General features: G+C 69.5%; 13 protein-coding genes. 10 read left to right on the forward strand and 3 right to left on the reverse strand.

The window, feature by feature from the left end; all coding sequences use genetic code 11:
- Positions 1–180 precede the first annotated feature (180 nt).
- Positions 181–1,167 carry an aldo/keto reductase gene (locus tag B2U11_RS08735; protein WP_201216717.1) on the forward strand — a complete coding sequence of 329 codons (987 nt, stop codon included), beginning with the start codon at positions 181–183 and terminating at the stop codon, positions 1,165–1,167.
- 74 nt (positions 1,168–1,241) lie between these two features.
- Here B2U11_RS08735 and B2U11_RS08740 read toward each other — a convergent pair whose 3' ends face one another.
- Both B2U11_RS08740 and ligA read right to left on the reverse strand, forming a co-directional pair.
- Entirely contained in the window at positions 1,242–1,664 is a 423-nt protein-coding gene (locus B2U11_RS08740) for a DUF2147 domain-containing protein (protein WP_292071160.1), read from the reverse strand.
- Positions 1,665–1,790: 126 nt separating this feature from the next.
- Positions 1,791–4,118 (reverse strand): NAD-dependent DNA ligase LigA, encoded by a 2,328-nt coding sequence (gene ligA / locus B2U11_RS08745; protein ID WP_292071163.1) that lies wholly within the window; start codon positions 4,116–4,118, stop codon positions 1,791–1,793.
- 59 nt (positions 4,119–4,177) lie between these two features.
- Between ligA and B2U11_RS08750 the strand changes: the two genes are divergently transcribed.
- Complete coding sequence (locus B2U11_RS08750; RefSeq protein ID WP_292071165.1) at positions 4,178–5,203, forward strand: M28 family peptidase; 1,026 nt, start codon at positions 4,178–4,180, stop codon at positions 5,201–5,203.
- A complete protein-coding gene (locus B2U11_RS08755) occupies positions 5,200–5,697 on the forward strand; it encodes a hypothetical protein (protein WP_292071167.1) in 498 nt (165 codons plus the stop codon). The genes B2U11_RS08750 and B2U11_RS08755 overlap by 4 nt, the downstream gene beginning before the upstream one ends.
- Here B2U11_RS08755 and B2U11_RS08760 read toward each other — a convergent pair.
- Complete coding sequence (locus B2U11_RS08760; protein ID WP_292071169.1) at positions 5,694–5,825, reverse strand: hypothetical protein; 132 nt, start codon at positions 5,823–5,825, stop codon at positions 5,694–5,696. The two genes, B2U11_RS08755 and B2U11_RS08760, sit on opposite strands and share 4 nt — an antisense overlap.
- Before the next feature lie 292 nt (positions 5,826–6,117).
- Between B2U11_RS08760 and B2U11_RS08765 the strand changes: the two genes are divergently transcribed.
- The 7 genes from B2U11_RS08765 to B2U11_RS08795 form a co-directional block, all read left to right on the forward strand.
- Positions 6,118–6,825 carry a hypothetical protein gene (locus tag B2U11_RS08765; protein WP_292071171.1) on the forward strand — a complete coding sequence of 236 codons (708 nt, stop codon included), beginning with the start codon at positions 6,118–6,120 and terminating at the stop codon, positions 6,823–6,825.
- A gap of 33 nt (positions 6,826–6,858) precedes the next feature.
- Positions 6,859–7,629: a hypothetical protein gene (locus B2U11_RS08770; protein ID WP_292071173.1), complete on the forward strand. Its 771-nt coding sequence runs from the start codon at positions 6,859–6,861 to the stop codon at positions 7,627–7,629.
- Between the two features lie 85 nt (positions 7,630–7,714).
- Positions 7,715–10,354 carry a TonB-dependent receptor domain-containing protein gene (locus tag B2U11_RS08775; RefSeq protein WP_292071176.1) on the forward strand — a complete coding sequence of 880 codons (2,640 nt, stop codon included), beginning with the start codon at positions 7,715–7,717 and terminating at the stop codon, positions 10,352–10,354.
- A gap of 189 nt (positions 10,355–10,543) precedes the next feature.
- Positions 10,544–11,380, forward strand: a complete 837-nt coding sequence (locus B2U11_RS08780) for a type II secretion system protein N (protein ID WP_292071179.1) — start codon at positions 10,544–10,546, stop codon at positions 11,378–11,380.
- Positions 11,377–13,518, forward strand: a complete 2,142-nt coding sequence (gspD, locus tag B2U11_RS08785) for a type II secretion system secretin GspD (RefSeq protein WP_292071181.1) — start codon at positions 11,377–11,379, stop codon at positions 13,516–13,518. The genes B2U11_RS08780 and gspD overlap by 4 nt, the downstream gene beginning before the upstream one ends.
- Positions 13,515–15,008 carry a type II secretion system ATPase GspE gene (gspE, locus tag B2U11_RS08790; protein WP_292071183.1) on the forward strand — a complete coding sequence of 498 codons (1,494 nt, stop codon included), beginning with the start codon at positions 13,515–13,517 and terminating at the stop codon, positions 15,006–15,008. Before gspD ends, gspE begins: the two co-directional genes overlap by 4 nt.
- Positions 15,008–15,953, forward strand: a 946-nt coding sequence (locus B2U11_RS08795) for a type II secretion system F family protein (RefSeq protein ID WP_292071185.1), incomplete at its 3' end; no start/stop codon positions are given. The genes gspE and B2U11_RS08795, both read left to right, overlap by 1 nt.

Genomic DNA, 15,953 nt, shown 5'->3' on the forward strand with positions numbered 1-15,953 from the left:
TAGCTCAGCTGGTTAGAGCGCCGGTTTGTGGAGCCGGAGGTCCTCAGTTCAAGCCTGAGAGGCGGTACCATCGTCCGGCGCAAACGCCGGCGATACGAGGGTTGAAGCCCGACCTTTCCGTTCCCAATTCCTGACGACGGCGCCTTCGCGCCGATTTCCCCCATCGACAGGAGAGCGCTGATGAAGACGCGCACGCTGGGCCGCGACGGCCCCGAGGTTTCCGCCATCGGCTTGGGCTGCATGGGCATGAGCGCCTTCTACGGCGGCTCGGACGAGGCGCAGTCGATCGCCGTCATCCACCGCGCCCTGGATCTGGGCGTGACCCTTCTGGACACCGCCGAGATGTACGGCCCGCACACCAACGAGGTGCTCGTCGGCAAGGCGCTGAAGGACCGCCGCGACCAGGCCTTCCTGGCGACCAAGTTCGGCATCAACTACAACCAGGACCGCAGCCGCCTGATGACCGACGGCAGCCCGGCCAATGTGCGCCGCGCCATAGACGGCAGCCTGAAGCGCCTCGGCGTCGATCATGTCGACCTTTACTATCTGCACCGCGTCGACCCCGACACGCCGATCGAGGACACGGTCGGGGCGATGGCCGATCTGGTGACGGCGGGCAAGGTGCGCTTCCTGGGCCTGTCCGAGGCCGCGCCGGAGACGATCCGCAAGGCCCACGCGGTTCACCCGATCACGGCCTTGCAGACCGAATACTCCCTGTGGAGCCGTGAGCCGGAAGACGACCTGTTCGCGCTGTGCCGCGAGCTGGGGATCGGCTTCGTGCCCTACAGCCCGCTGGGCCGAGGCTTCCTGTCGGGCGACATCCGCTCGGTCGATGATCTGTCGCCAGACGACTTCCGCCGCAGCAATCCCCGCTTCATGGGCGAGAACTTCCAGAAGAACCTGGACCTGGTCGAGGCGGTCAAGACCATCGCCGCCGACAAGGGCGTCACGGCCGCGCAACTGGCCCTGGCCTGGGTCCTGGCGCAGGACTCGAACCTGGTCCCCATTCCGGGTACGCGCCGCATACCGACGCTTGAGCAGAACGTCGCTGCGGTCGATCTGTCGCTGACGCCCGAGGATAGGGCCCGCATCGAAGCCGTCTTCCCCAAGGATGCGGCGGCGGGCCATCGCTACGCCGAGGCGGCGCGCGCGGCCCTCAATCGCTGAGCTGCGCGCTGGCGCATGAAAAAGGCCCGGTCGGATCGCTCCGGCCGGGCCTTTCGTCTGTCGAGGGCGTGGGACTACTGGATGCGGGTCCAGGTCTGGGTCTTGCAAAGCGGTGCGACGATGCAGCCCCGCAGGCGCAGGGTGTTGTCGTTCTGCATGGTGATGGTGCCGCGATAGGTGCCGCCGTCGGCCGGATTATAGACCGAGCCGCCGCGCCATTCGGTCGGGCCGCCGGTGAAGCCGGTCAGCATGGGCAGGTTGCGCAGGGTGCGGCCGCGCAGTTCGGCGTTGCGGTTATGCTCGTCGCGGACATTGGCGTCGCGGCGGATGTGATCCGACGTCACCAGGGTGCCGCACAGCGCCTGGCCGCAGCGCGCGATGCGGACCTGACCGCCGTTTGTCGGCGTTTGCCACAGGCCGGTCGGGTCGGCCGCCAGGGCCGGGGAGGCGAGGGCGGCCGCCACGGTGGCGGCGGCCATCAGGATCTTGATCTTCATGGTCGTTCCCTTCGTTCGGGACGGCTTCGGCCGGCCCGTTGAACAACAGGGTGATCCCGCTTTCGGTTCAAAACAAGGCCCAATGCGGCGCCGATCTCCAACGAAAACCGGACGTTAGGTCAAGTTTCAGCCGCCGATCAGCGCCAGCCACTCGTCCTCGGTCAGCACCTGCACGCCGTGCTTTTCGGCGTCCTTCAGCTTGGACCCCGCTCCGGGCCCGGCCACCACATAGTCGGTCTTCCTGGACACAGAGCCGGAGACCTTGGCGCCCAGGCTTTCGGCCCGCGCCTTGGCCTCGTCGCGGGTGAAGCGTTCCAGCGAGCCGGTGAACACCACCGTCTTGCCTGCGACGGGGGTGTCGGCCTGGGGGCGTTCCACGTCGACGATGCGGGTCAGTTCCGCCTCCAGCGCCGAGACGACCTCCAGATTGTGCGGTTCGTGGAAGAAGTGGGCCAGGGCCAGGGCCGCGACGGGACCGACCCCGGCGACGCCCCCGATCTGGTTCAGCATCTCCGAGGGGGCCTCCTCGCGCGCCACGCGGGCCAGTTCGACCAGGCCGGCCCAGTCGTCGGTCAGGGCGGCCAGGGACCGCCGGGCGGGGGCGGCCATGCCCGGAAAGGCCTGGCTGATCTTCATGTCCATCGTCGCCTCGGGCCAGGGATCGGCGGCCGGCGGCCTCGCCTCGGCCATCAGCGCCAGGACCCGCGGCGAGATCGCGTGGGCGCCGGCCAGCGCGACCCAGGCGGCCGAGGGGATGCCGGCGGCGGCCTGCAGGCACGCGGCCTTCAGCGCCGTCCAGCTTTCGAAGGCGCGGGCCAGGACCAGGGACGTCTGTTCGCCGATCTCGCGCACGCCCAGGCCGAACAGGAAGCGGTCCAGGCTGATGACCCGCCGCGCCTCGATGCCGGCGACCAGGTTGCGGATGCTGGTCTCGCCATAGCCGTCGTCCTGGGCCAGTTCGGCCAGCTTGCCCTCGTCGCGCGCCAGGCGGAAGATGTCGGCGGGCTCCTTGATCCAGCCCCGCCCGTGGAAGGCGACCAGCTGCTTTTCGCCCAGGCCTTCGATGTCGAAGGCGCGGCGGCCGACAAAATGCTTCAGGCGTTCGACGATCTGGGCGTCGCAGATCAGGCCGCCGGTGCAGCGCCGCTTGACCTCGTCGCCCTCGCGCACCGCCTCGGATCCGCATACGGGGCACCGGTCAGGAAAGACGTAGGGAACCGCATCGGCCGGGCGCAGGTCGGGCACGACCCCCAGGATCTGCGGGATCACGTCGCCGGCGCGCTGCAGGCGCACGGTGTCGCCGATGCGAACGTCCAGCCGCGCGATTTCGTCCTCGTTGTGCAGGGTGGCGTTCCGGACCACCACGCCGCCGACCGTCACAGGATGCAGGCGCGCCACCGGCGTCAGCGAGCCGGTGCGCCCCACCTGGATGTCGATGTTCTCCAGCACCGTCGTCGCCTGCTGGGCCGGGAACTTGTGCGCGATGGCCCAGCGCGGGCTGCGGGCGACAAAGCCCAGGCGGCGCTGCCAGTCCAGCCGGTCGACCTTGTAGACCACGCCGTCGATGTCATAGCCGAGGGCGGCGCGATCCCGCTCCAGTTCGCGATAGACCGCCAGCAGGCCTTCGGCGCCCTCCACCCTGCGCGAACGGTCGTTGACCGGAAAGCCCCAGGACTTCAGCGCCCGCAGCGCATCCCACTGGGTCTCGGCGAAGTCGCTGGAATGTTCGCCCCAGGCGTAGGCGAAGAAGGCCAGCGGGCGCCCGGCCGTGATGGCGGCGTCCTTCTGGCGCAGGGAGCCGGCGGCGAAGTTGCGCGGATTGGCGTAGGTGCGGCGCCCTTCGGCCTCGGCCGCGGCGTTGAAGGCGGCGAAGGCGTCGTTGGGGGCATAGACCTCGCCGCGGACCTCGATCCGGTCGGGCCAGTCGTCGCCCCCCAGCGACGGGCGCACGTCGGCGATGGTCTTCAGATTGGCGGTGACATCCTCGCCCGTGCGGCCGTCGCCCCGGGTGGCGCCCAGGACCAGCCGGCCGTCGACATACAGCAGATTGGCGGACAGACCGTCGATCTTGGGTTCGGCGACGAAGGCGATGGGTTCGTCGGCCGGCAGCTTCAGGAACCGCGTGATCCGGGCCACGAAGTCGCGCACCTCGCCCTCGTCGAACGCATTGTCCAGCGACAGCATGGGCACGCCGTGGCGCACCTCGGCGAACTGGCTGGAAGCGGCGCTGCCGACCTTGTTCGACGGCGAGTCCGGGCGCATCAGGTCGGGAAAGCGCGTCTCGATGGCCGTGTTTCGCTGGCGCAGGGCGTCGTAGTCGGCGTCGGAAATCTCGGGCGCGGCCTCGCCGTAGAGGGCGTCGTGCCGTGCGATCTCGGCCGCCAGCCGCGCCAGTTCGATTTCGGCCTCCTGCGGCGACAGGTCTTCGACGGGAACGGGAGGATTCGCGGCCATCCGCTTCCTTACCACCCCCGCGCAGGGCGTGAAGGCCGCGCGCAGGATGACGGATCCTTATGCTGACGCCGCGCGAAGGCGGCGCTAGGCTGTATTTCGGCAATCCTGGAGACCGCATGACCGCCTCGACCCTTCGCGCCCTGCTGCTGGCGACCGCCGCCCTGTCGCTGGCCGCCTGCGTGCCGCCGAACGCCGGCCGGCCCGCGCCGGTCGAAACGGCGACGGCGGCCCCCGTCGCCGATCCGCAGCTGCTGGAAGACGTCCGCATCCTGTCGGCCGACGACATGGAAGGACGCGACACCGGTTCGGCGGGCGGAGAGAAGGCGCGCGCCTACATCGTCTCGCGGCTGGATGCGATGGGCGTGGCGCCCGCCTCGTTCGGACGGCTTCAGCCGTTCGAGGGCCAGGGGCATACGCGCGAGGGCGCCCGGACGTTCAACGGCGTGAACATCGTCGGCCTGATCCCCGGCGCGCGCGTGGCCGACCGCTACATCGTCGTGACCGCCCACTACGACCACGTCGGCGTCAACGACGGCCAGATCTACAACGGCGCGGACGACAACGCCTCGGGCGTGGCGACCCTGCTGGCGCTGGCCGCGGCGCTGAAGGCCCAGGCGCCGGATCACAGCGTGCTCCTGGTCGCGCTGGACGGAGAGGAGCGGGGCCTGCTGGGCGCCAAGGCGTTCGTGTCCTCGCCTCCCGTTCCCCTGTCGGCCATCGCCCTGAACCTGAACTTCGACATGATCGCGCGGGCCGAGACAGACGGCCATCTGTGGGTGACGGGCACCTATCAGCATCCCGCCTTGCGACCGATCCTCGAGGCCCTGCCGGCCCAGGGCGCGGTGTCGCTGGCCTTCGGCAAGGACACGCCGCAGGACGAAGGCGAGAACAACTGGGTCGACGCCTCCGATCACGGCGCCTTCCACGCGGCGGGCGTGCCCTTCCTTTATCTGGGGGTCGACTATCACCCCGACTATCACCGCCCCAGCGACGATTTCGAGCGGATCACGCCGTCGGTCTTCGCCGGGTCCGCCACCCTGGCGATCGAATCGTTTCGCGCGCTCGATCGGTCGCTGGACCAATGAGGCGTCTGGCTCTGCTCGCCGCCGCCTGTGCGACCTTGGCGTCCTGCGAACGGTCCGCCGCTCCGTCGCATGAGACCGCAGGAGGCGAGGCGTTCAGGCACGCGCTGAGCGAGGACGTCTCCGGCGAATACCGTCCGCTGGCGGCGGTCCAGATCGAGGGCGTCGCGCTGGAAAGCGTCTTCATCGGCCAGCCGTCGGCGCTGGAGGCCTGGGAGCAGGGGCGGGGCGGATCCGCGCCGGTCGTGGTGTCCCTCAGGACGCGTGAGGGCGTGATCCAGGTCGGTCCTGACTCCTATCAGATCACCGATCAGGCCATCCGTTTTCGGGGCCTGGGAGGCGGCGGCGTGACCGTGACCCTGACCGGTCGGCTGGATCAGGGCGCCCTTGCCACCGCCCGCCGAAATCTGGGCGACCAGACGCCGGTGATCCAGGGCGCGCTGTCGATCGGCGGCAAATCCGCCCCGGTGCGGCTGACCCTGTGGGGCGGCGATTAGGCGGTCAGCCAGCGGGCCAGCAGAAAGGCCCCGGCGGCGACCAGAAGCCAGATAACCGCGCCGAGGGCGATGAACAGCGCGGTCCGGTGACGCGACCAGTATCCAAGTTGGCGGGAAGGGCGTGGCATTACAATCTAAAGTAGCATAGGCCTTCTCGATGGCCAAGCGTCTGTCACCGGCGCGGCGGGCTATGTGACGCTTGCGCCGTTATCGGACGGATCTTTGCAAAACCGCCCCCAAACCTGCGCAAAACCTCCGGCTAAGTTTCACGGATAGGCGCAAGCGCCGTCACGTGCGCTGACTATTGATCCGGCCTGGGCAGGAGGGGCGATGCGTCGTCACGGTCGGGCATGAGCCCGGCTGTCCCCTGTCATAGCTCTTTAGATCAGACACGGTGGACTGATGATGACCGGCCAACACATGAAATCCCTGCTCGTGGTCGCCGCCAGCGCCCTCGCGCTCGCCGCCTGCGGCTCGGCGGAAGTGGCCTCGCCGGGCGAAGGCGACTTTGGCGGCGGCGGTGGTGGCGGCGGCGGCGGTCCGACCACCCCGCCTCCGGGCACGCCTGCGGCCGATTGCCCGACGGGCCTGGCCAATGTCGGCACCATCGCCAACAACAGCCTTCGCGTCTGCCAACTGCCCCAGCAGATCATCGGCAACCTGACCTTGGCCGTCCGCGCCGGCACCATCTATTCGATCACCGGCCGCACCGAAGTCGGCACCGACCGCGGCGTCGACCCCGCCTCGACCACCGGCAGCCAGGGCATCCTGACGATCGAGCCGGGCGTGCGCGTGTTCGCCTCGGGCGGCGGCGACTATCTGTTGGTCAACCGCGGCTCGCAGATCTTCGCCGAAGGGACGGCGACCAACCCGATCATCTTCACCAGCCGCCAGAATGTCGAAGGCTCGACCACCGAAGGCTCGCAAGGCCAGTGGGGCGGCATCGTCATCGCCGGCCGCGCGCCGCAGGCCAACTGCCAGCTGAGCGCGCCGGTCACCTGCACCGGCCAGGTCGAGGGCACCAACGCCTTCTACGGCGGCAATACCCCGGCCGACAACTCGGGCCGTCTGCGCTACGTCCAGATCAAGTACTCGGGCTTCGAGATCTCGACCGGCAACGAACTGTAGGCCCTGACCCTGGCCGGCGTCGGCTCGGGCACGGTGATCGACCACGTCCAGTCCTACAACTCCTCGGACGACGGCATCGAGATCTTCGGCGGCAATGCGAACCTGAAGTACATCGTCATCAACGGCGCCGACGACGACGGCCTGGACACCGACACCGGCTGGCGCGGCGGCGCCCAGTTCGGCATCGTGACCCAGCGCGCGCCGAACTCCACCAGTCGCTCGGCGGGCTTCGAATTCTCCTCGGCCCCGGCGTCGACGCCTTACGCCTCTCGCTACCTGTCGCAGCCCAAGATCGCCAACTGGACCCTGGTCGGCCGCAACGCCCCGATCGACGCCCACACGGTGATGCACTTCGACACCGGCACAAACCCGACCCTGGTCAACATCGTCGCGACCAACACGGCCGGTTCGGCCGCCGGCTGCTTCGACATCGCCGACACCGACACCCAGACCAGCTTCGACGGCGGCTCCACGCCCTCGCTCCGGTCGGTCTACATGTCGTGCGGCGTCTCCTACCGCCCGAACAACGCCGCGCGCTCCCAGGCGGTGTTCACCAACGCCCGCAACACCAATGTGACGGCGGCGGGAACGTCGACCCTGACGGCCCCGGCCTCGGGAACGTCGATCACCAACCAGAACCTGGCCTTCATCAACGGCGCCAACGAGAACGCCGTGACGCCGGTGGACGCGAAGACGGTCTATTCTTTCTTCGACACCACCACCTACATCGGCGCCGTCCAGAACGCGTCCGACACCTGGTGGCAGGGTTGGACCTGCGGCCTGACCTCGGGTTCGACCTGCTGATTGAGCTGAAGCAGGCGGCGGCTCCGCACCGGAGCCGCCGCCGCCCCTTTGGGCGCCTGCCGTCTCTCGAACCAAGGCTCAGACAATGAAGAAACTGACGATGACCCTGAGCGGGGTCCTGCTGGCCACCAGCGCGATGATCGCGCCGGGTCTGGCGTTCGCTCAAACCGAAACCGCGCCGACCCAGCAGACGCCCGCCGAACAGGCCCAGCCGTCGACGGTCGACGAGATCGTGGTCCTGGGCCGCTACATCCCCGAACCGAACCGCGAAAGCTCGGAGGTCGCGGCCTTCCTGACGTCGGAAGATCTGGAGCGCACCGGCGACAGCAACGCCGCCGCGGCCCTGACCCGCGTCACCGGCCTGTCGATCGTCGAGGGACGTTTCATCTATGTCCGCGGCCTGGGCGAGCGCTATTCCTCGGCCCTGCTGAACGGTTCGCCGCTGCCCAGTCCAGAGCCGCTGCAGCGCGTCGTTCCGCTGGACCTGTTTCCCTCCAGCATCCTGGACGGCGTGACCGTTCAGAAGACCTATTCCGCCAACTTCCCCGGGGAGTTCGGCGGCGGCGTCATCGACCTGCACACCATCGACGCGCCCGCCGATCCGTTCTTCACCATGAAGCTGTCGCTGGGCGGCAACACCGAGTCGACGGGCCAGGAAAACCTGATCTACTACGGTTCGCGCACCGACTTCACCGGCTTCGACGACGACACGCGCGAGGTTCCAGGCCTGATCGGCATCGCCTTCGACAGCGGTCAGCAGATCAACCGCGCCAACTTCACCGCCGAGCAGTTGCAGGCCATGGGCCAGTCGCTGGTCAATGCACCGCTACGGCTGCTGCAGCGCGAGAAGACGCCGATCGACGGCGGCCTGGAACTGGCCGGCGGATTCTCGCAGGACACCGGTCTGGGCACGCTGGGGATCATCGCCGTCGCCGGTTACGACAACAGCTGGCGCGCCCGCGAAGGCGTCCAGGAGGAAGGCCAGTTCCAGGGCGACGAACTGGTGCCGGTCTCGACCTATGCGGTCCAGTCGAACCAGAACGACATCCGTCTGAACTTACTCGGCGGCCTGTCGCTGTCGACCGACGATCACGAGGTGAAGTGGACCAACCTCTACGTCCGCAACACCACCAAGGAGGCGCGCTCGACGGCCGGTCCCGACTTCGACGCCGGCGGCGGGATCATCCGCAACGACTACACCGAATGGTTCGTCCGCCAGCTGTTCACCAGCCAGCTGGCCGGCGAGCACCATTTCATGGACGGGATGCTGGAAATCGACTGGCGCGCGGCCTACGCCAAGACGTCGCGCGACGCGCCGTATGAATCGCGCTTCCAGTACGGCGTCGATGCGGACGGGAACTTCATCCATAACGTCCAGGGCAACCTGATCTCGTTCAGCGAACTGGACGACGACATCGTCTCGGGCGGGGCGGACATCGCCTATACCGTGCCGCTGTCGAACGCCCGCGAGGTCGTGTTCAGCGCCGGGGTGTCTTCCTTCGACAACAACCGCGACGCCGTGCGTCACGACCTGCAGTTCGAGGCCGTCAACGGCCTGACCGACGAGCAGCGTCATTCGCGCATCGACTATCTGTTCTCGGACTACAACATCAACCCCAGCACCCTGCAGCTGCGCGAGATCGCGGGCATCAACGGCGCCAGCGCCTATGACGCCGAGCTTCAGGTCAACGCGGCCTATGTGATGGCCGACGCGGAGCTGATCCCGCTGGTCCGCACCACTGTCGGCGTCCGCTTCGAGGACGGCCAGCAGAGCGTCACCCCGCGCGATCTGTTCGGCGGCGCCACCCCCTATCAGCCGACAGAGATCGACGAACAATACTGGCTGCCGTCCTTCACCGGCACCTGGAACTTCGCCGAGGACCAGCAGCTGCGGGTCGGTGCGTCCAAGACCATCGGTCGCCCGCAGTTCCGCGAGTTGGCGCCCCAGGCTTACACCGACCCGGAAAGCGACCGCATCTTCATCGGCAACCCCTATCTGGTGGACACCGAGATCCTGAATCTGGACGCGCGGTACGAATGGTATTTCGCCCGCCAGCAGTTCGTGACCGCCGGCGTCTTCTACAAGAACCTGGACAAGCCGGTCGAAGCGGTGATCGTCGATGTCGGCAACCAGCGCCAGCAGTCGTTCCTGAACGCGCCGGAGGCGACCATCTTCGGCGCCGAGTTCGAGGTGAAGAAATACTTCGAATTCCCGGACCAGAACGCCTTCGTGTCCAACAAGCGCTGGCTGGTCCAGGCCAACTACACCTGGTCGGACTCCGAGGTCAGCGTCGGCGACGACGACACCGTCCTGACGCTGGGCGGGGCCGGCTCGCCCGAGCCGGCGGACTTCTTCATCCAGGACGGCAGCCGCCTGCAAGGGCAGTCCGAGCACGTCGCCAACCTGCAACTGGGCTGGGAAGACGACACGGCGCGCTCGCAGGCGACCTTCATCGTCAACTACGTCAGCGAGCGGATTACCGCCCGCGGCGCGGGCACCGGCGCCAGCCGCGAACCGGACTATGTGCAGGAGCCGGGCGCCTTCCTGGACTTCGTCTATCGCAAGGACTTCACCGTCATGGACCGCGACCTGGGCTTCGCCCTGGAACTGCGCAACCTGCTGGGGACGGACTTCGACGAGTACCAGGAACGTGGCAACAAGATCCGCATCAACAACTACGAACTGGGCCAGAGCGCCTCGGTCAGCCTGACCGCCCGCTTCTGATCCTGGCTTGCGACCGACGAGACGACCGGATGGCCTGACGGCTTTCCGGTCGTTTTCGTGAAAAGCCGTCCGTTTCCGGCTTAACCGTCACGACAAGTTCTCCGCCTCGTCATGCGGCCGTGAGGCCCGCATACGGACGATTGGTCTAATGCCGCTGTCGGCCCTCGGGGGGCCGTTTGGACGGGCGTCGTGATCGCGACATTGCGAAATCTCAGGCCGGAGACCCTGCGCCCATCGCTGGCGGCGTGGCCCTGGCGTCGGATTGTCACGGCGGCGTTGGCCCTGCTGCTGGTGGTGCAGACGGCGCGGCTGATCTGGATCTTCCTGGCGCCCCAGCCTGCGTTGCAGGCGGCCCCGGCGCCGCCCAGTCGCCCGGTCGACCGGGGCGTGCTGACCCGTTTCGACGCCTTCTTCCGCACCGGCGCCCCCTCCAGCCTGGAAGGCGCCTCGGGCGACGAGGCCGGCCAGCTTCGTCTGTTCGGCGTGCGCGCCGGCGGCCAGGGCGGCGGGTCGGCCATCATCGGCCTGGCCGACGGCCGGCAACTGTCCGTCGGCGTGGGCGAGGCGGTCATGCCCGGCCTGGTGCTTCAGGCGGTCGGTCCGGACTTCGTCACCCTGGCGCGGGGCCAGTCCCTGTCGCGGCTGGCCTTTTCGGAAGCGCCGGCCGGCGCGGCGCCGCCCCCGCCGCCGCCCGGGACCGAGCAGGTCGTCACGCCCGCGTCCGCGTCCGCGCCGGGGGCGGCGGTGGTCGATCCCCAGCGCCTGATGGCCCAGGCGTCCCTGCGCCCGCGCCTGCAAGGTCTGGGCGTCAACGGCTTCACCGTCTCCTCGGCCGGCAATGCGTCGGAGCTGCGCGCTGCGGGCCTGCAGGCCGGCGACGTCATCCTGTCGGTCAACGGAACCGCGCTGAACAGCCCCCAGGCCATCGGCGCCCTGCGGGGCCAGCTGGCCAGCGCGCCCTCGGCCGAGATCCAGTACGAGCGCAACGGCGAGATGCGCACCACCACCATAAGGACGCGTCCATGAACGCCCGCATCCGCAACACCCTGGTCGGCGCCCTGACGGCGATCCTGGCCGCGCAGGGACCGCTGGCGGCCGCGCCGGCCCTGGCCCGGACCCTGGCCCAGGCCGGCCAGACCCTGAACGTCCAGGGGGCCGACATCCGCGCCTTCATCCAGGACGTGGCGCGCACCACGGGCCGCACCTTCATCGTCGATCCGGCCGTGTCCGGCACGGTGACGGTGACCAGCGACCGTCCGCTGAGCCGCGCCCAGCTGTTCGAGATCTTCCTGTCGACCCTGCGCGCCAACGGCCTTGTGGTTACGCCGACCCAATCGGGCGCCTATCGCATCAGCCCGGCCCAGGGCGCCGCCCAGGGGCCGTCGACGGTCGGGGCCGAGCGCTTCTCCACCGAGGTCTTTCCCTTGCGCAACATCGACGCCGCCTCGGCGGCCGAGACCATCCGGCCCCTGGTCGGCGCCCAGGGACAGGTGCTGGCCAATCCCGGCGCCAACAGCGTGGTTGTCGCCGACTTCGCCGACAACCTGGCGCGGGTGCGCGCCCTGATCGCTCGTATCGACGTTGATCGCTCCAGCTACGAGGTCGTCACCCTGGAGAACGCCTCGGCGCGCGAGATCGCGGGCGTGCTCCAATCGGTGCTGGCCGCGCCGGGCGGGGGCGGGCAGGGGATGGTGTCGGTCACGCCGGTCGAAAGCTCCAACTCCCTGGTGCTGCGCGGCGACGGGCAGGCGCTGAACCGCGTGCGCGGCCTGATCCGCGACCTGGACGGCCGCTCCCAGTCGGCCCAGGACGTCAACGTCATCTTTCTGGAGCACGCCAACGCCGAGCAGCTTCTGCCGGTGCTGCAGCAGATCGTCGGTCAGCCGGTCAGCGCCGACGGCGCCTCGCAGACTCCGCGCCTGGAGACCGCCCGCGCGGCAACCAGCGCCCCCGTCTCGGGCGGCTTGCGACCCGGCCTGACCCAGGCCGACGAGCAGGACGCCGGGCCCATCGGCTCGACCACCCTCACCGCCACCGGCCAGCGCGCCACCATCGCCCGCTTCCCCGGCGCCAACGCCCTGGTGATCTCGGGCCCGGCCGATATGCAGCGCACCCTGTCGGACGTGATCCGCCGGCTGGACGTGCGCCGCCAGCAGGTGCTGATCGAGGCCATCGTCGTCGAACTGAGCGACAATGCGGTGCGCGAACTGGGCGTCCAGTGGCTGTATGGCGGCGAGAACGGCGTCGGCCTGACCAACTATTCCGACAGCGCGGCGTCCCTGGTTCCGATCGCCGGCGGCGTCGCCTCTGGTCAGCTGGACGCGGACGATCCCCTGCGCGAACAGCTTCAGAACCTGGCCTTGAACACCCTCCTGGGCGCCAATGGCTTCGTCGGCGGGGCGGGCGGCAAGGTCGGCGACGGCCTGTTCGGCTTCATCATCAACGCCGCCAAGACCGACGAGGGGTCGAACCTGCTCCAGACCCCGTCGATCATGACGCTGGACAACGAGGAGGCCACCTTCCTGGTCGGCCAGGAGGTGCCGATCACCACGGGCCAGACGCTGCTGGACGGCAACTCCAACCCCTTCACCACGACCGACCGCAAGGACATCGGCGTGCGGCTGACGGTCAAGCCGCAGATCAATGCGGGCGGTTCGATCACCCTGACGCTGCGCCAGGAGGTGTCGGCCATCAACGGCGTGCTCAGCAACGGCGCCTCGGACCTGGTGCTGGACAAGCGCGAGCTGGAGACGACGCTGGTCGTGGACGACGGCGACATCGCCGTGGCCGGCGGCCTGCTGGATCAGAACGACCGCCTGCGCCAGGACAAGGTGCCGGGCCTGGGCGACATCCCCGGCGTCGGCGCCCTGTTCCGCTCGACCAGCCGACAGCGGGGGCGCACCAATCTGATGGTGTTCCTGCGCCCGACCATCATTCGAACGCCGGACCAGGCGCAGGGGCTGGCGGCCGACCGCTGGGGCTATATGCGCGATCAGCAGCTGGCCGTTCAGCCGGATCGCGAGCCCAGCCTGGACGCCCTGCTGCGCGACTATATGCGGGCCCAGCCGCCGGCCGCGTCCGCCAGCGGCCAGCCGGCCGTCATCGCCCCTGTCGCGCCGGTCGACGCCCGGCCGCTGGCGCCCGCCGGGATCCTGAGACCATGATCACCCTGGTCAGCCCCAGTCTGCCCTACGGCTTCGCCAAGCGGCACGGCGTGCTGCTGCTGGACGCCGGCGAGGTCGCGCGCGTGGGCGTCCGCGAAGGGGCCGACCCGGCCGCGCTGATCGAGGCGCGCCGCGCTCTGGGCCGGCCCTTGTCGGTGGAGCCGCTGAGTCCGGCGGCCTTCGACCGGCAACTGTCGGAAATCTACGCCGGAGATCACCTGAACGCCGCCGACGACGACCTGGACATGCCCGCCGGGCTGGATAGCCTGGTCGACGAAATTCCCGCCGCGGCCGACCTGCTGGACACGGCCGACGACGCGCCGGTCATCCGCCTGATCAACGGGATCATCGCCGAGGCGGTGCGGGCCGGCGCCTCGGACATCCACCTGGAGAGCTACGAGACGGCCCTGGTGGTGCGGATGCGGATCGACGGCGTGCTGCGCGAGGCGCTGAGCCTCAATCCCCGCATCGCGCCGCTGCTGGTGTCGCGCATCAAGGTCATGGCGCGACTGGACATCGCCGAGAAGCGCATTCCCCAGGACGGCCGCATTCCCCTGGCTCTGGGCGGCAAGACATTGGACGTGCGGGTCTCGACCCTGCCGTCGCGCGGGGGCGAGCGCGTCGTGCTGCGCATCCTGGACAAGGATCAGGCCGGCCTGACGCTGGACCGGCTGGGCATGGCGGACGACGCCCTGGCGGCCTTCCGCGCCGCCCTGGCCGAACCCAATGGGATCATCCTGGTCACCGGCCCGACCGGCTCGGGCAAGACCACCAGCCTCTACGCCGGCCTGGCGCTGCTGAACGACGGCGCGCGCAACATCCTGACGGTGGAGGATCCGGTCGAATACGCCATCGACGGCGTCAGCCAGACCCAGGTCAATCCCAAGGTCGGCATGACCTTCGCCGCCGGTTTGCGCGCCATCCTGCGCCAGGACCCGGACGTGGTCATGGTCGGCGAAATCCGCGACGTGGAGACGGCGGGCATCGCCGTACAGGCCGCGCTGACCGGCCATCTGGTGCTGTCCACCGTCCACACCAACGACGCCGCGGGCGCCGTGACCCGTCTGCGCGACATGGGGGTGGAGCCCTTCCTGCTGGCCTCGACCCTGCGGCTGGTGGTGGCGCAGCGGCTGGTGCGGCGGCTGTGCCCGCACTGTCGCGTGGCCGAGGCGGCCGACAAGCCGACCGCCCGGCTGATCGGCGCCCCGGCGGGCGCGACCGTCTGGCGGCCGCACGGCTGCGCCCACTGCGCCGACACCGGCTACGTCGGCCGAGTCGGTCTGTACGAGGTGCTGAAGGTCACCGACACGGTGCGCCGCCTGATCGCCGCCGAGGCCGACGAGGACGCCCTGGTCGAGGCCGGGTTCAAGCACGGCGGAACCCTGTCCGACCGCGCGCGGGACCTTGTCCTGGCCGGGGTCACCTCGGTCGAGGAGGCCGTGCGCGTCGCGCGGCAGGAAACGGCGGCCGATCCGGCGGAGGCGGCCTGATGGCGGCGTTCGACTATGTGGCCGTTGACGGCGCGGGTCACACGGTCTCCGGCGCCCTGGACGCCGCCGATGAGGCCGCCGCGCGGGGTCTGCTGGGGCGTCGCCGCCTGATGCCGCTGGAGGTCACGCCGGCCCGCATGGCGGCGCGGGCGGATCGTCCGGCGCGGTCCGGCGGTCGGTTGTCGGCCAAGGCCCTGGCCCTGACCACGCGCCAACTGGCCACGCTGGTTTCCGTCTCTCCGCTGGAGGAGGCGTTGCGGACCCTTGCGCTTCAGGCCGACCGGCCGATGGTTCGACGTGTGCTGCAAGGCGTTCACGCCGGCGTTCTGGAAGGCCGTACCCTGGCCGACGCCATGGGCCAGCAGGGCCGGGCCTTTCCGCCGCTGTATCGCGCCATGGTCTTGGCCGGAGAGCGGTCGGGGACCCTGCAGCCGATCCTGGAGCGGCTGGCCGACGACATGGAACGCGACCAGCAGGTGCGCGGCAAGGTCGTCACCGCTCTGGTCTATCCCGCCGTGCTGGCGGTCGTCGCGCTGGGCGTGGTGACGGCGCTGATGGTTTTCGTCGTGCCCAAGGTGGTCGATCAGTTCGACAGCATGAACCAGACCCTGCCGCTGCTGACGCGACTGGTCATCGGGCTGTCTGACGGGATGCGCCAATGGGGCTGGCTGATCGCGCTGGCGGTCGCGGGCCTGATCGCGGGCGGCGTCATGGCCCTGAGGAATCCCGGCCTTCGCCTGCGCTTCGACCGCTGGCGACTGCGCGCGCCCCTGGTCGGGCGGCTGACCCGCGATCTGCACGGGGCCAAGATGGCCCGCACCCTGTCGACCATGATCGCCGCCGGCCTGCCGGTGCTGGAAGGGCTGACCATCACGGCCCGCACCGTGTCGAACCATGCGCTGCGTCAGGCGACCGACAGCATGGCCGAGGCGGTGCGCGAGGGCG

The organism is Brevundimonas sp. UBA7534, assembly GCF_002479325.1.
GTDB lineage: Bacteria > Pseudomonadota > Alphaproteobacteria > Caulobacterales > Caulobacteraceae > Brevundimonas.

Excerpts from the sequence above, each read along its gene's own strand:
- B2U11_RS08735 (WP_201216717.1), top strand. The coding sequence starts at position 181 with ATGAAGACGCGCACGCTGGGCCGCGACGGCCCCGAGGTTTCCGCCATC.
- B2U11_RS08740 (WP_292071160.1), bottom strand. The coding sequence starts at position 1,664 with ATGAAGATCAAGATCCTGATGGCCGCCGCCACCGTGGCGGCCGCCCTC.
- ligA (WP_292071163.1), bottom strand. The coding sequence starts at position 4,118 with ATGGCCGCGAATCCTCCCGTTCCCGTCGAAGACCTGTCGCCGCAGGAG.
- B2U11_RS08750 (WP_292071165.1), top strand. The coding sequence starts at position 4,178 with ATGCTGACGCCGCGCGAAGGCGGCGCTAGGCTGTATTTCGGCAATCCT.
- B2U11_RS08755 (WP_292071167.1), top strand. The coding sequence starts at position 5,200 with ATGAGGCGTCTGGCTCTGCTCGCCGCCGCCTGTGCGACCTTGGCGTCC.
- B2U11_RS08760 (WP_292071169.1), bottom strand. The coding sequence starts at position 5,825 with ATGCCACGCCCTTCCCGCCAACTTGGATACTGGTCGCGTCACCGGACC.
- B2U11_RS08765 (WP_292071171.1), top strand. The coding sequence starts at position 6,118 with ATGAAATCCCTGCTCGTGGTCGCCGCCAGCGCCCTCGCGCTCGCCGCC.
- B2U11_RS08775 (WP_292071176.1), top strand. The coding sequence starts at position 7,715 with ATGAAGAAACTGACGATGACCCTGAGCGGGGTCCTGCTGGCCACCAGC.
- gspD (WP_292071181.1), top strand. The coding sequence starts at position 11,377 with ATGAACGCCCGCATCCGCAACACCCTGGTCGGCGCCCTGACGGCGATC.
- gspE (WP_292071183.1), top strand. The coding sequence starts at position 13,515 with ATGATCACCCTGGTCAGCCCCAGTCTGCCCTACGGCTTCGCCAAGCGG.